Annotated in this window: 12 protein-coding genes; 2 read left to right on the top strand and 10 right to left on the bottom strand. The window is 72.5% G+C overall.

Annotation, left to right across the window (positions count from 1 at the left end):
* Positions 1–15 precede the first annotated feature (15 nt).
* The 8 genes from ABZ624_RS29990 to ABZ624_RS29955 all read right to left on the bottom strand — a co-directional run bounded on the left by ABZ624_RS29990 (position 16) and on the right by ABZ624_RS29955 (position 7,541).
* A complete protein-coding gene (locus ABZ624_RS29990; RefSeq protein WP_360095698.1) occupies positions 16–513 on the bottom strand; it encodes a hypothetical protein in 498 nt (165 codons plus the stop codon).
* Between the two features lie 57 nt (positions 514–570).
* A complete protein-coding gene (locus ABZ624_RS29985; RefSeq protein ID WP_360095695.1) occupies positions 571–1,986 on the bottom strand; it encodes a 3-hydroxybutyrate oligomer hydrolase family protein in 1,416 nt (471 codons plus the stop codon).
* 194 nt (positions 1,987–2,180) lie between these two features.
* The gene (locus tag ABZ624_RS29980) at positions 2,181–3,095 is read right to left on the bottom strand and encodes a universal stress protein (RefSeq protein WP_360095692.1); all 915 of its coding nucleotides are present in this window, start codon (positions 3,093–3,095) and stop codon (positions 2,181–2,183) included.
* A gap of 138 nt (positions 3,096–3,233) precedes the next feature.
* Entirely contained in the window at positions 3,234–3,476 is a 243-nt protein-coding gene (locus tag ABZ624_RS29975; protein ID WP_360095689.1) for a DUF397 domain-containing protein, read from the bottom strand.
* Positions 3,477–3,558: 82 nt separating this feature from the next.
* Complete coding sequence (locus tag ABZ624_RS29970; RefSeq protein ID WP_360095686.1) at positions 3,559–4,725, bottom strand: thiolase domain-containing protein; 1,167 nt, start codon at positions 4,723–4,725, stop codon at positions 3,559–3,561.
* On the bottom strand, positions 4,722–5,771 hold the full coding sequence (locus ABZ624_RS29965; RefSeq protein ID WP_360095683.1) for a thiolase domain-containing protein: 1,050 nt from the start codon (positions 5,769–5,771) through the stop codon (positions 4,722–4,724). The genes ABZ624_RS29970 and ABZ624_RS29965 overlap by 4 nt, the downstream gene beginning before the upstream one ends.
* Positions 5,768–6,718 carry an OB-fold domain-containing protein gene (locus ABZ624_RS29960; RefSeq protein WP_360095680.1) on the bottom strand — a complete coding sequence of 317 codons (951 nt, stop codon included), beginning with the start codon at positions 6,716–6,718 and terminating at the stop codon, positions 5,768–5,770. The genes ABZ624_RS29965 and ABZ624_RS29960 overlap by 4 nt, the downstream gene beginning before the upstream one ends.
* Positions 6,719–6,740: 22 nt before the next feature.
* Positions 6,741–7,541 (bottom strand): crotonase/enoyl-CoA hydratase family protein, encoded by an 801-nt coding sequence (locus tag ABZ624_RS29955; protein ID WP_360095677.1) that lies wholly within the window; start codon positions 7,539–7,541, stop codon positions 6,741–6,743.
* A gap of 198 nt (positions 7,542–7,739) precedes the next feature.
* Between ABZ624_RS29955 and ABZ624_RS29950 the strand changes: the two genes are divergently transcribed.
* Positions 7,740–9,356 carry an acyl-CoA synthetase gene (locus ABZ624_RS29950; protein ID WP_360095674.1) on the top strand — a complete coding sequence of 539 codons (1,617 nt, stop codon included), beginning with the start codon at positions 7,740–7,742 and terminating at the stop codon, positions 9,354–9,356.
* A gap of 34 nt (positions 9,357–9,390) precedes the next feature.
* Here the strand turns inward: ABZ624_RS29950 and ABZ624_RS29945 are convergent, their stop codons facing one another.
* Together ABZ624_RS29945 and ABZ624_RS29940 are read right to left on the bottom strand one after the other, a co-directional pair.
* Complete coding sequence (locus ABZ624_RS29945) at positions 9,391–10,095, bottom strand: alpha/beta hydrolase (RefSeq protein ID WP_360095671.1); 705 nt, start codon at positions 10,093–10,095, stop codon at positions 9,391–9,393.
* A gap of 10 nt (positions 10,096–10,105) precedes the next feature.
* Positions 10,106–10,948 carry an alpha/beta hydrolase gene (locus ABZ624_RS29940; protein WP_360095852.1) on the bottom strand — a complete coding sequence of 281 codons (843 nt, stop codon included), beginning with the start codon at positions 10,946–10,948 and terminating at the stop codon, positions 10,106–10,108.
* A 150-nt stretch (positions 10,949–11,098) separates the two neighbouring features.
* Here ABZ624_RS29940 and paaK point away from each other — a divergent pair, with 150 nt between their 5' ends.
* Positions 11,099–12,403 (top strand): phenylacetate--CoA ligase PaaK, encoded by a 1,305-nt coding sequence (gene paaK, locus ABZ624_RS29935; protein ID WP_360095668.1) that lies wholly within the window; start codon positions 11,099–11,101, stop codon positions 12,401–12,403.
* Positions 12,404–12,454 lie beyond the last annotated feature (51 nt).

Genomic DNA, 12,454 nt, shown 5'->3' with positions numbered 1-12,454 from the left:
GCGGCCGGCCCGGCCTCAGCCCTGCTGGAAAAGCTCCGCCGGGAGCGGCTTCAGCAGGGCGTACAGGTCGTCGGTGATGGGGCGGTCCCAGGCGGCGATGGTGACGAGGACGCCGTCGCTGCGGTCGAACTGGACGCAGGAGATCCGGGACTCGGACAGCTTCAGCCGCCGCACGATGAGGAGGTTGTCGCCCTGCAGGACCGGGGTGTCCTCGACGCCGACGACGGTGACCTCCTCGTCGTTCTCCAGCGCGAGCAGCAGCTGGCCCACCTCGAAGGGGATCTCGCCCTCGACTACCTCGCGGGCCGGGGAGCCCTCGGGGAGGTTGCCGATGATCATGGCGGGGCCGCGGCCGCCGAACAGGTCGTAGCGCAGGAAGACGCCCTGGCAGGTGCCGTCGGGGGCGGGCAGCAGGCCCGCGCCGAGGTTGCCCGGCCAGTCGCCCGGGTCCATGGCCAGCACGTCGAAGTCGGGTCCGGCAGGGGTGGCGCTGCGGCGGCGGAGGAACGACATGCGGCCATGGTACGTGCCCGGGCTGCGGTGGGTGACCCGTGGGCGCCGGGGGGATCGTCAATGCAGGGGGCAGCTGGTGAGGAGCGTGGCCGGGGTGGCGCCGGCCGGGGGATGGACCGTGTGGTCGGCGGGCGGGAGGGCGGTGCCGGTGATCCAGTGTTCCAGGGCCTCGAAGGCCGCGTGGTGGCAGGGCACCATCGGGCGCAGCTTGTCGGGGAAGGCGTCGACGAGGGAGTCGGTGTGGGTGCCGTTCTCGATGCGGTAGTAGCGCAGCAGCGAGCCCCGTCCGGCCGCGTGGACCATGCGGGCGTAGACGTCGGAGTCCTGACTGATCGGCAGCAGCACGTCGAGGGTGCCCTGAAGGGTGATCAGCGGTTTGCCGATGCGTCCGGTGAGGGCGATCCCGTCGACGGCGCGGTGGACGGCCGCAGGCCGGGCCGCGTAGTCGTAGTCGGCGTCGCAGGCGGGGGTGCCTGAGGTGCAGAACGGGGTGCCGGCCTCGGTGGCGCCGTCGTAGCCGGGGTCGAGTTCCTCCCGGTAGATGCGCTGGGTGAGGTCCCAGTAGACCTGATGGTGGTACGGCCACAGGAACTCCGAGCCGGCCGGGAAGCCGGCCCGGTGCAGGGCGTCGCGGGCGTCGGCGGCTCCGGGACCGCCGGCGGCGTACACCGGGTAGTCGCGCAGTGCGGGCGGCAGAAAGGTGAGCAGGTTGGGGCCGTCGGTGCGCCAGAGGGTGCCTTCCCAGTCGACTCCGCCGTCGTACAGCTCGGGGTGGTTCTCCAGCTGCCAGCGGACGAGGTAGCCGCCGTTGGACAGGCCGGTGGCGAGGGTGCGGGCCGGGGGCCGGTGGTAGCGCTGGGTGACCACGGCGCGGGCGGCACGGGTGAGCTCGGTGAGTCGGGTGTTCCATTCGGCGATGGCGTCGCCGGGCCGCCGGCCGTCGCGGTAGAAGGCGGTGCCGGTGTTGCCCTTGTCGGTGGCGGCGTAGGCGTAGCCGCGTGCCAGCACCCAGTCGGCGATGGCCTTGTCATTGGCGTACTGCTCACGGGTGCCGGGGGTTCCGGCGACGACCAGGCCGCCGTTCCAGTGGTCGGGCAGGCGGATGACGAACTGGGAGTCGTGGTGCCAGCCGTGGTCGGTGTCGGTGGTGGAGGTGTCCGGGAAGTAGCCGTCGATCTGGATGCCGGGGACACCGCTGGGGGTGGGCAGGTCCTTGGGCGTGAGGCCGGCGTAGTCGGCGGGGTCGGTGTGGCCGGAGGCCACGGTGCCGGCGGTGGTCAGGTCGTCCAGGCAGTCTGCCTGCTGGCGGGCGGCGCCGGGGACCCGGAGCTGGGTGCGGCCGGCGCAGTGGCCGTCCGGTGTGCCGGTGGGTGCCGCCGCGGCCGGTGTGGTCAGGAGCAGGCAGGCCGCGGTGAGCGAGAGGGTGTGCAGAAGGGCTCGGCGTGTGGGCCGTCCGGGCGGTGTGGCGGGCATGGGGGTTCCTCCGGCTGTGGGTGGACGCGCTGGAGGTTAGGGGTGGACTGGGCGCGAACCGTACGTACGCGTGGGGGCCGCCACCATGGCGCGGAGCACCACAGCCGGGTCCGTGCCGGTCGGCGCCGCAGGGATTGCGGCGTGCCGTGCGGTCTGCTAGGCCGGTTCGGCCGCGTCCCGGCCGGCTGCCGGGCTCATCCCTGCGGCGGCGCCTGCGGCGGCCCCGGCGGCACGACCGCGATCGGGCTCGCGGCGTGCAGCAGGACGGCCTGGGTGACCGAGCCCATCATGCGGGCCGGTGCGAGCAGGCGCCGCCGGTGCCGGCCGACGACGACCAGTTCGGCGTCCTTGGAGGCGGCGACGAGGTGTCCGGCCGCGTCGCCGGGCAGCGCCTCGGCGTCGGCGCGGACCTCGGGGTGCCGTTTGCGGTGCGGGGCGAGGAAGCCCTCGGCGAGGGCGCGGGTCTCGTTCTCGACGGTGGCCTGGTCGGCCTGTGACGGCACCGGCTGGCCGGGGTCCGACCAGGTCTGCACCGGCCACGGGTAGGCGGCGATCACCTGGACGCGGGCCGCGCGCAGGGCGGCCTCGGCGAAGGCGAAGGCGAGGGTGGCCTCGTCGGGGCTGTCGGCGTGCAGGCCGACGACCACGCGCGGCCCGGGCTCGGCCGGGCCGTCGCCGTGCACCTGACGGCCGGGCCGGGGTACGACGACCACCGGGCACTCGGCGTCGCGGGCGGCGGCCAGTCCGTTGGAACCGAGCAGCAGGCTGGCGAAGCCGCCGCGCCCCCGGGAGCCGAGGACCAACAGCTGGGCGTCGGTGCCGAGTTCCGGCAGCACGGCGCCCGGCACGCCCTCCGGGGCGACGTACTCCACGGCGGGCTGCGCGCCGCGGCCCGCGAGCCGGGTGTGGACGTCGTCCAGGACGGGGTCGCCCTCCGCCTCGGGCGGCCCGGCGACCAGCACGTCGGCCTGGCCCCAGGCGGCGTACTGCCGTACGTGCACCACCCGCAGCGGTGCGGCACGGCGGCGGGCGGCGTCGAAGGCCCACTCCAGCGCGCGCAGGCTGTCGTCCGATCCGTCGACCGCGGCGATGACCGGCGCAGTGCTCATCGTCCCTCACCTTCCGCAACACGGCTTTCCCCGTGCTGGGGTCAGCCTGACGCAGGCAGCGGTCCCAGCGGGGCCCTGCTGGTCGCGTGTCCGGAAATCGGCTCGGAACACCCCCGGTTCAGGTCACGTGGGCTCGGATCAGGTGAGGTCGAACTCCCCTTCGCGGGCCCCGGAGACGAAGGCGCCCCACTCCGCCGGTGTGAAGATCAGGGACGGGCTTTCCGGACGGCCGCTGTTGCGCATCGCGATGAAGCCCTCGACAAAGGCGATCTGGACATCGCCCAGACCTCGGCTGCCGGACTGCCAGTCGGCCTCGCTGAGGTCCAGCTCCGGTTTGTCCCAGCCCGCGAGCGGCTGCTGCTGGATCGTGCTCTCGGCCACGTCCGTGCTCCTCCCGGTTCGTCGTCCGCGGGCCAGCCTAGCGACCGCTCACGATGCCCGACAGGCCACGTGGGGACGACTTTCAGGACTCCGGTGGCCGCGCTCCCACCAGCCACATGGAGAAGAACTGGGAGCCGCCGCCGTAGGCGTGTCCGAGCACCCGGCGGGCGCCGTCCACCTGGTGTTCCCCGGCCTGGCCGCGCACCTGGAGGGCGGCCTCGGCGAAGCGGATCATGCCGGAGGCGCCGATGGGATTGGTGGACAGCACACCGCCCGACATGTTGACGGGCAGGTCGCCGTCGAGTTCGGTGACCCCGGACTCGGTGAGCTTCCAGCCCTCGCCCTCCTCGGCGAAGCCCAGGTTCTCCAGCCACATGGGTTCGTACCACGAGAACGGCACATACATCTCGACGGCGTCGATGTCCCGGCGCGGGTCGGCGATGCCGGCCTGCCGGTAGACGTCGGCGGCGCAGTCCTTGCCGGCCTGCGGGGAGACGAAGTCCTTGCCCGCGAAGAGGGTGGGTTCGCTGCGCATGGCGCCGCCGAGCATCCAGGCGGGCGGCCGGGGCGCGCGGGCGGCACCGGCGCGGTCGGTGAGCACCATGGCGCAGGCACCGTCGGAGGACGGGCAGGTCTCGGAGTAGCGGATGGGGTCCCACAACATGGGCGCGGCCTGGACCTTCTCCAGGGTGATGTCGTGCTCGTGGAGGTGGGCGTAGGGGTTCTTCAGGGCGTTGCGCCGGTCCTTGTAGGCGACGAGGGAGCCGACGGTGTCGGGGGCGCCGCTGCGTCGCATGTAGGCGCGCACGTGCGGGGCGAAGAAGCCGCCGGCGCCGGCGAGCAGGGGCTGCTGGAAGGGGATGGGCAGGGACAGGCCCCACATGGCGTTGGACTCGGACTGTTTTTCGAAGGCGAGGGTGAGGACGGTGCCGTGGACGCGGGCGGCGACCAGGTTCGCGGCCACGAGCGTGGTGGATCCGCCGACGGAGCCGGCGGTGTGCACCCGCAGCATGGGCTTGCCCACGGCGCCGAGTGCGTCGGCGAGGTACAGCTCGGGCATCATCACGCCCTCGAAGAAGTCGGGCGCCTTGCCGATGACGACGGCGTCGATGTCGGCCCAGGTCAGCTCGGCGTCGTCCAGGGCCCGCTGGGCCGCCTCCCGGACGAGTCCGGCGATCGACACGTCCCGGCGGGCGGCCACGTGCTTGGTCTGGCCTATGCCGACGACGGCCACGGGCTCCTTGCTCATCGTGGATCCCCTTCGAGTACGGCGACCAGGTTCTGCTGCAGACAGGGGCCGGAGGTGGCGTGGGCGAGGGCGCGGTCGGACGCGCCGCGGTGGATGCGGGCGGCGGCCTCGCCGATGCGGATCAGCCCGGCGGCCATGACGGGGTTGGCGGCCAGCGCCCCGCCGGAGGGGTTGACGCGTACGTCGTCGCCGAGGCGGAGCGCCCTGCGCAGGATCACCTCCTGGGAGGTGAAGGGTGCGTGCAACTCGGCGGTGTCGACGGGACGTTCGAAGGCGCCCGCCCGCTCGGCGGCGAGCCGGGTGGAGGGCGAGTCGGTGAGGTCCCGGACGCCCAGGCCGTGCGCCTCGATGCGGTGGTCGATGCCCCGGATCCAGGCGGGCCGCTCGCACAGTTCCCGGGCCCGTTCCCCCGCCGCGAGGATCACCGCGGCGGCGCCGTCGGAGACGGGCGGGCAGTCGCCGGTGCGCAGTGGGCGTACGACGTAGTCGTCCCGCGGCGTCCGGCCCCTGAGCTGGGCGTGCGGGTTGCTTTCCGCATCCGCGCGGCTGCGGGCACCGATGGCGGCGAGCGCCGGCTCGTCGGTGTGGCCGGCGTCCACGAGGGCCTGTGCCTGCAGGGCGGCGAGGGCTATGGAGTCGGGCCACAGGGGGGCGACGTAGTACGGGTCCAGCTGGCGGGTGAGCACATCCCGCACCGAACCGGGCGAGCACTTGCCGTAGGAGTACACGAGCGCGGTGTCGGCGTCGCCGGTGAGCAGCTTGGTCCAGGCCTCGTACAGCGCCCAGGCGCCGTCCGTCTCGACATGGGACTCCGAGATCGGCGGCCAGGCGCCGACGCCGTCGAGGGCGAGGGTGAAGGAGAAGGCGCGGCCGGCGAGGTAGTCGCTGGAGCCGGAGCAGGTGAAGCCGATGTCGGCGGTCCTCAGGCCGGTCTGCGCGAGGACCTGGTGCAGCACCGGCATGAGCATCTCGACCTCGGAGGACTCCTCGGTGGAGCGCCGGTGGTCGGTCTGGGCGAAGGCGACGACCGCGATCTCCCGGGTCACAGCAGCTCCTTGAAGGTGTCGTAGTCGGCGTCGGGTTCGCCGGTGGGCCGGTAGTGGTCGGGGTAGCGGGCGCCCTCGGTCCACACGGGCTCGACACGCAGGCCCATGCGTACCTGGTCGTAGGGGATGCCGCCGATCCGGGCGTGCAGGGCGAGGTCGGCGCCGTCGAGCGCGATGTGCGCGTAGACGTAGGGCACCTCGATGTCGAGATTCGCCGTGTGCGCGGCCTTGATGTTGACGATGCAGAAGGTGGTGACTGTGCCGCGCGGACCCACCTCGACCCGTTCCGCTGTGGCCAGGCCACATGTGGGGCACGCACCCCTCGGCGGGACGTACACCTTGCGGCAGGAGGGGCAGCGTTCGCCGACGGTGCGCCGGTCGGAGAGGGCGTGGATGTAGTCGGACTGGGCGCGGCCGGGTGAGTAGGTGTAGTCGAGGCGGGCGGGGGCGACGATGCCGGTGAGCGGGTCGGCGAATTCGCCGCTGTGGTCTCCCGGTTGCCCGGGCTCGCCGTCGTACGGCTCGAAGCAGGCGATGTCGGTGATGGCGCCGGTGCGTTCCCCGGCCCAGCGGACGCGGACCCGCATGCCGGTGCGGACGGCGTCGGGGCCGGGGGCGTCGAGGGCGTGCAGCAGGGCGGTGTCGGCGCCGTCGAGCCGGACCAGGGCCCAGGCGAAGGGGGTGGTGAGGGGCTGGCCGCGGCGCGGCTCGTGGTTCCAGGCCCAGGTGGTGACCGTGCCCGTGGGGGCTACCTCCACCAGGTCGCGGATCTCCTCGGCGGTGACGGGGTCGTACTCGACGGGCGGGACGAGGGTGCGTCCGTCCGTGGTCTTCACCCCGAGGACGACGCGTTCGCGCAGGCCGGTCAGGAAGGCGCTCTGGACGGGGCCGAGGGAGCGGGTGAAGGGGAACTCGACGACGAGGGGGGCTTTGAGGACTTCGGGCATCCTTGGTGACTCCTTCGGCGGTTCAGGCCCGCCTGTAGACGGGTGGCCGTTTCTCCGCGAAGGCGCGGGCGCCTTCCTTGGCGTCGGCGGTGTCGAAGACCGGCCAGCCACGGGCGAGTTCGGCCGCGAGTCCGTCGGTCTCCGTCATCTCGGCGGTCTCGTACACCGACGCCTTGACGGCCTCGACGGCGAGCGGGCCGCAGGCGTTGATCTGCTCGGCGATCTCCAGTGCCCTGGCGAGGGCGGTGCCCTCCGGGACGACATGGCCGATCAGGCCGGTGCGGGCGGCTTCCTGGGCGGTGTACGGCCGTCCGGTGAGCAGCATCTCCAGGGCGTGGGTGCGCGGGATCTGGCGTTGCAGCCGGACGGTGGAGCCGCCGATCGGGAACAGCCCGCGTCTGACCTCGAACAGGCCGAAGGTCGCGGACTCGCCCGCGACCCGGATGTCGGTGCCCTGGAGGATCTCGGTGCCGCCCGCGACGCAGTACCCCTCGACGGCGGCGATGACCGGTTTGCGCGGCCGGTGGTGGCGCAGCATCGCCTTCCAGTGCAGATCGGGGTCGGCTTTGAGCCGGTCGCGGTAGTGCTCCCCTTCCATGCCGTTCCCGGCCAGCGCCTTCAGGTCCATACCGGCGCAGAAGGAGCCGCCGGACCCGGTGAGCACGACGGAGCGGATCTCGTCGTCCGCGTCGGCCTCGACCCAGCCGTCGTAGAGGCCGACGAGCATCGGGAGCGACAGAGCGTTCCTTGCGTCGGGCCTGTTGAGCGTGAGCACCAGCGTGGCGCCCTCGCGCCGCACGGTGAGGTGTTCCGTCCCGCCCATGGGCTTTCTCCCCTCGGTGAGAACGAGAACAGGTTGCAGGAGGCGGGGAGGCACTTCAAGGGAGCTTCAGAAGTTTTCTGACAGTCAGTCAGATTTATCGGCGCGGGCCCTTCACACTTGCCGCCCGCTTTGCTCTGATGACCGGCGAACCGACCGTTGCGCCTTTGTTCGTCAGGACTGCCGGGGTCAGGAGGAGCGGTGGAGTACAACCTTGCCGACCTGTTCGAGTCGGTCGTCGACGTGGTCCCGGACCGCGAGGCGCTCGTGTACGCGGACCGTCCCGGCACCGGCGCGGAGCGCCGCCTGACGTACGCGGAGCTGGACACGGCCGCCAACCGCATCGCCCACCACCTCATCGACAGCGGGATACGCCCCGGCGAACACCTCGGCCTGCACCTGTACAACGGCGTCGAGTACCTGCAGACCGTACTGGCCTGCCTCAAGGCACGGATCGTCCCGGTCAACGTCAACTACCGATACGTGGAAGCGGAGCTGGTGTACCTCTACCGGGACGCCGATCTGGTCGCGCTGGTCTTCGACGCCGAGTTCGCAGACCGCGTGGCGGGCGCGCTGCCGCGGGTGCCGAAACTGCGGCATCTGCTGCGGGTCGGTCCGGAGACGGCCGGGGTGCCGGGCGCGGTGGCGTTCGCCGGCGCGGAGGCCGCCGGCTCACCCCGACGGGACTTCCCGGTCCGCTCCGGCGACGACCAGTTCATCATCTACACCGGCGGCACGACCGGCATGCCCAAGGGGGTGATGTGGCGGCAGGAGGACCTGTTCTTCGCCGGGCTGGGCGGCGGGGCGCCGACCGGCGAGCCGGTGAAGACGCCTCAGGAGCTGGCCGAGCGGGTCGCCGCCGGCGGCTCCGGGATCACCTTCTTCCCCACTCCCCCGCTGATGCACGGCACCTCCACGCTGACGGCGTTCATCGGTTTCAACTTCGGCCAACGCGTCGTCCTGCACCGCAAGTTCGTACCCGAGGACGTGCTGCGGACCGTCGAGAAGGAGAGGGTCACCAGCATGTCGCTGGTCGGCGACGCGATGCTCCGGCCGCTGATCGACGCACTGAGCGGGCCGATGAAGGGCACGGACTGCTCGGCCCTGTTCAGCGTGTCCTCGTCGGGCGCGATCATGTCGGAGACGGTGCGCCGGCAGTTCCGGGAGCTGGTCCCGAACGCCATGCTGCTCAACAACTTCGGCTCCTCCGAGTCCGGTTTCAACGGTACGGCGACGGAGGACTCGGGACCCGAGCGCGGCTTCCGCATCCGGGTCAACTCCCGTACCCAGGTGATCGATCCGGCGACGCACGAGCCGGTCGCCGCGGGCGGGATCGGCCGGGTCGCCCAGTGCGGCCATGTGCCGCTGGGCTACTACAACGATCCGCGGAAAACGGCCGAGACCTTCTTCGAGAAGGACGGACAGCGCTGGGTCCTGCTGGGCGACATGGCGACGGTCGACGAGGACGGCGTGGTCACCGTGCTCGGCCGGGGTTCGCAGTGCATCAACACCGGGGGCGAGAAGGTGTACCCCGAGGAGGTCGAGCAGGCACTGAAGGCGCATCCGGACGTGTACGACGCGCTGGTCGCCGGCGTGCCGGACGCCACGTGGGGCAACCATGTGGCGGCCGTGGTGCAGCTGCGCCAGGGAGCGGCACGTCCGTCGCTCGCCGACATCCAGAACCACTGCCGTACCCGGCTGGCCGGTTACAAGGTCCCCCGCCAGCTGGTCGTCATGGAGTCCATCCAGCGGTCCCCGAGCGGCAAGGCCGACTACCGGTGGGCCAGGGAGGTGGCGGCCGCGGCCGACCAGCGGTAGCGCGCCGGGGTGGCCGGACCCGCCGCTGCCGGTATCACCGGTCGAGGAACTCCCGCACCACCGCGAGGAACTCCTCCGGGCGGGACTCGTGCACCAGGTGGCCCGCGTCCACGGTCACCAGCGAGGCGTCCGGGATCAGCCCGGCGAGCTGCGCGACCTGGTCCTGTGGGATCAGGCTGGTGGGACCGCCCCCGATGACCAGCGTCGGCATGGTGATCCGGTCCATGTGGTCCCACCACACAGGATCGGGCGCGTTGCGTTGCGCGTCGGCGGCCCGCACCATCGCCCAGTCGAACGGCAGCTCTCCCGCGGGACGTTCGGCGGGTGGCCGGGGCGGGTCGAGCGGCACGGGTGCGCAGACGTCCTCCAGCACCAGGCGTCGTACGGCCCCGGGGTGGCGCTGCGCCAGCAGGTAGGCGACGGTCCCGCCCAGCGAATGGCCCACGACATCGGCGCTGTCGAGGCCGAGGGCGGACAGCAGGCCATGGACGTCGTCGCTCATCGCCTCGGCCCGGTAGTCCCCCGGCCAGTCACTGTGTCCGTGGCCGCGCAGATCGGGGGCGTACACCCGGTGGGGGCGCGGGGGCGCCGCGAGCCGCTCGGCGATGTGCGTCCAGTCCCCGCCGTCGGCCCCCCGGCCGTGCAGCAGCACGACGGGCGGGGCGTCCGCCGGTCCCCAGGCCCGGCAGGCCAGGCTGATGCCGTTCGCCTCGACGGTGCGCAGCGCGGTGGTGGCCATGCCGGACACGCTAACCAGGCCCGTCCAGGAAGGCGAGGGTGCGCCGCACGAACCACTCCGGGTCGTCCAGCCAGGGGTAGTGACCGGCGCCGGGCTGGACGACGAGCTCGGCCCGTGCGAAGGCCTCGGCGGCACGGCGGGCGAGGCTCGGGCGCGGACCGCCGTCGAGTTCCCCGGCGTGGACGAGGACCGGCGCGGTCAGCGCGGCGAGGGCGCTCCGCGTCGCGTCCGGGGTGAAGGCACCGCCGGCGAAATAGCGCTCCCCCGCCTCCTCGTTGGTCTGCTCCGGTTCGGCGCCGGCGTGCGCGCGGGCGGCGTCGTCCCAGCGGCCGTAGAAGAACGGCAGGAACGCGTCGTCGAAGTCCGCGTCGCCCGCCAGCCAGGCCCGGAAGGCGGGGAACGCCTGCGCGAACCACGGCTCGCCCGCGCGCAGCCGGGCCGCGGCCAGCCGGTCCTCGGGGGCCGCCCGCAGCCCCAGGGCGGACGGGTTGGGTGTGATGAGCAGCAGCCGCCGGATCCGCTGCGGATGGCGGGCCGCGTAGAGCATGGCCAGGGCCGCGCCCGCCGAGTGGGCGAGCAGATCCATGTGCTCCAGCCCCGTGTCTGCGCGCCATACCTCCACGTCCTCGACCATGCGGTCGCAGCGGTACGTCGCCGGGTCCGCCGGCAGCGCCGAGTCACCGGTGCCCCGCAGGTCCAGCAGGGCCAGGCGGCGGTGCGCGGTCAGCCCGCCGAGGTCGCCGAGATAGGTGGAGGCACGCATGGGCCCGCCGGGCAGGACGACGAGGGGTTCGCCCCTACCCCGCAGGTGGTAGGCGAGCCGGGTCCCGTCAGGAGTGGTGAAGTGCAGCATGAGCATGATCATGCCCGGTCTCCGGCGCGGCTGGTGCGGAAAATCCCCGCAGCCCTCTTGCCTGGAGTCGCATGGCCTGAATTACTGGCCCCGACGGATCGACCGAATGATCGGTAGTCCGGAATGTAAGGATGCGAGGGAGACCACGCGATGGCGGACGCGACGGACCTGTTCGACGCGGGCGAACGGCTCGGGCCGGAGGAGCTGCGGGAGCTCCAGCTGCAGCGGCTGCGCACCTCGCTGCGGCACGCGTATGACAACGTGCCGTTCTACCGGGAGTCCTTCGACAAGGCCGGCGTCCGCCCCGAGGACTGCCACTGCCTGGCCGATCTGGCCCGGTTCCCGTTCACGGCCAAGGCCGACCTCAGGGAGAACTATCCGTACGGCATGTTCGCCGTACCGCGCGAGCGGATCCGCCGGCTGCACGCCTCCAGCGGCACCACCGGGCGCCCCACGGTGGTCGGCTACACGGACAATGACCTTTCCCTGTGGGCCGACATGGTGGCGCGGTCGATCCGGGCGGCCGGCGGGCGGCCCGGTGACCTCGTGCATGTGGCGTACGGCTATGGGCTGTTCACCGGCGGTCTGGGCGCCCACTACGGTGCGGAGCGCCTGGGCTGTACGGTCGTGCCGGCGTCCGGCGGTATGACGGCCCGGCAGGTGCAGCTGATCCAGGACCTGGAGCCGGCCGTCATCATGGTGACGCCCTCCTACATGCTCACGCTGCTCGACGAGTTCGAGCGGCAGGGCGTGGACCCGCGCGCCACCTCACTGCGCGTGGGCATCTTCGGGGCCGAACCCTGGACCGAGCAGATGCGGCGCGAGATCGAGGAGCGGTTCGCGATCGACGCCGTCGACATCTACGGTCTGTCCGAGGTGATCGGCCCGGGGGTGGCTCAGGAGTGCGTGGAGACCAAGGACGGGCTGACCGTGTGGGAGGACCACTTCTATCCGGAGGTGGTCGATCCGATCACGGGTGAGGTTCTGCCGGAGGGCGAGCGGGGCGAGCTGGTGTTCACCTCGCTGACCAAGGAGGCCATGCCGGTCATCCGGTACCGCACCCGCGACCTCACCCGGCTGCTGCCGGGCACGGCGCGGGCGTTCCGTCGGATGGAGAAGATCACCGGACGCAGTGACGACATGGTGATCCTGCGGGGGGTCAACCTGTTCCCGACCCAGGTCGAGGAGATCGTGCTGCGCACGTCCGGCGTGGCGCCCCACTTCCAGCTCAGGCTGACCCGGGAGGGCCGGCTCGACCGGCTGACCGTCCGCGCCGAGGCCCGGCCGGACGCGGGCCCGGAGACACGGGACGCGGCGGCCCGGTCCATCGTCGCGGCGGTGAAGGAAGGGATCGGGGTGTCCGTCGACGTGGAGATCGTGGAGCCGGAGTCGCTGGAGCGGTCGGTCGGCAAGATCCGGCGGATCGTGGACCTGCGCCCCAAGGACGCCGGGTAGCGCCGACGCCTGTCCAACCCGATGCACCTGCAGATGCTGCGCCGGCTGCGC

The sequence above is a fragment of the Streptomyces sp. NPDC007205 genome (assembly GCF_040634095.1).
GTDB lineage: Bacteria > Actinomycetota > Actinomycetes > Streptomycetales > Streptomycetaceae > Streptomyces.
The sequence above is the reverse complement of the archived record's forward strand: the minus strand, read 5'-3'. Positions and strand labels throughout refer to the sequence as shown.

Excerpts from the sequence above, each read along its gene's own strand:
- ABZ624_RS29990 (WP_360095698.1), bottom strand. The coding sequence starts at position 513 with ATGTCGTTCCTCCGCCGCCGCAGCGCCACCCCTGCCGGACCCGACTTC.
- ABZ624_RS29985 (WP_360095695.1), bottom strand. The coding sequence starts at position 1,986 with ATGCCCGCCACACCGCCCGGACGGCCCACACGCCGAGCCCTTCTGCAC.
- ABZ624_RS29980 (WP_360095692.1), bottom strand. The coding sequence starts at position 3,095 with ATGAGCACTGCGCCGGTCATCGCCGCGGTCGACGGATCGGACGACAGC.
- ABZ624_RS29970 (WP_360095686.1), bottom strand. The coding sequence starts at position 4,725 with ATGAGCAAGGAGCCCGTGGCCGTCGTCGGCATAGGCCAGACCAAGCAC.
- ABZ624_RS29960 (WP_360095680.1), bottom strand. The coding sequence starts at position 6,718 with ATGCCCGAAGTCCTCAAAGCCCCCCTCGTCGTCGAGTTCCCCTTCACC.
- ABZ624_RS29955 (WP_360095677.1), bottom strand. The coding sequence starts at position 7,541 with ATGGGCGGGACGGAACACCTCACCGTGCGGCGCGAGGGCGCCACGCTG.
- ABZ624_RS29945 (WP_360095671.1), bottom strand. The coding sequence starts at position 10,095 with ATGGCCACCACCGCGCTGCGCACCGTCGAGGCGAACGGCATCAGCCTG.
- ABZ624_RS29940 (WP_360095852.1), bottom strand. The coding sequence starts at position 10,948 with ATGCTGCACTTCACCACTCCTGACGGGACCCGGCTCGCCTACCACCTG.
- paaK (WP_360095668.1), top strand. The coding sequence starts at position 11,099 with ATGGCGGACGCGACGGACCTGTTCGACGCGGGCGAACGGCTCGGGCCG.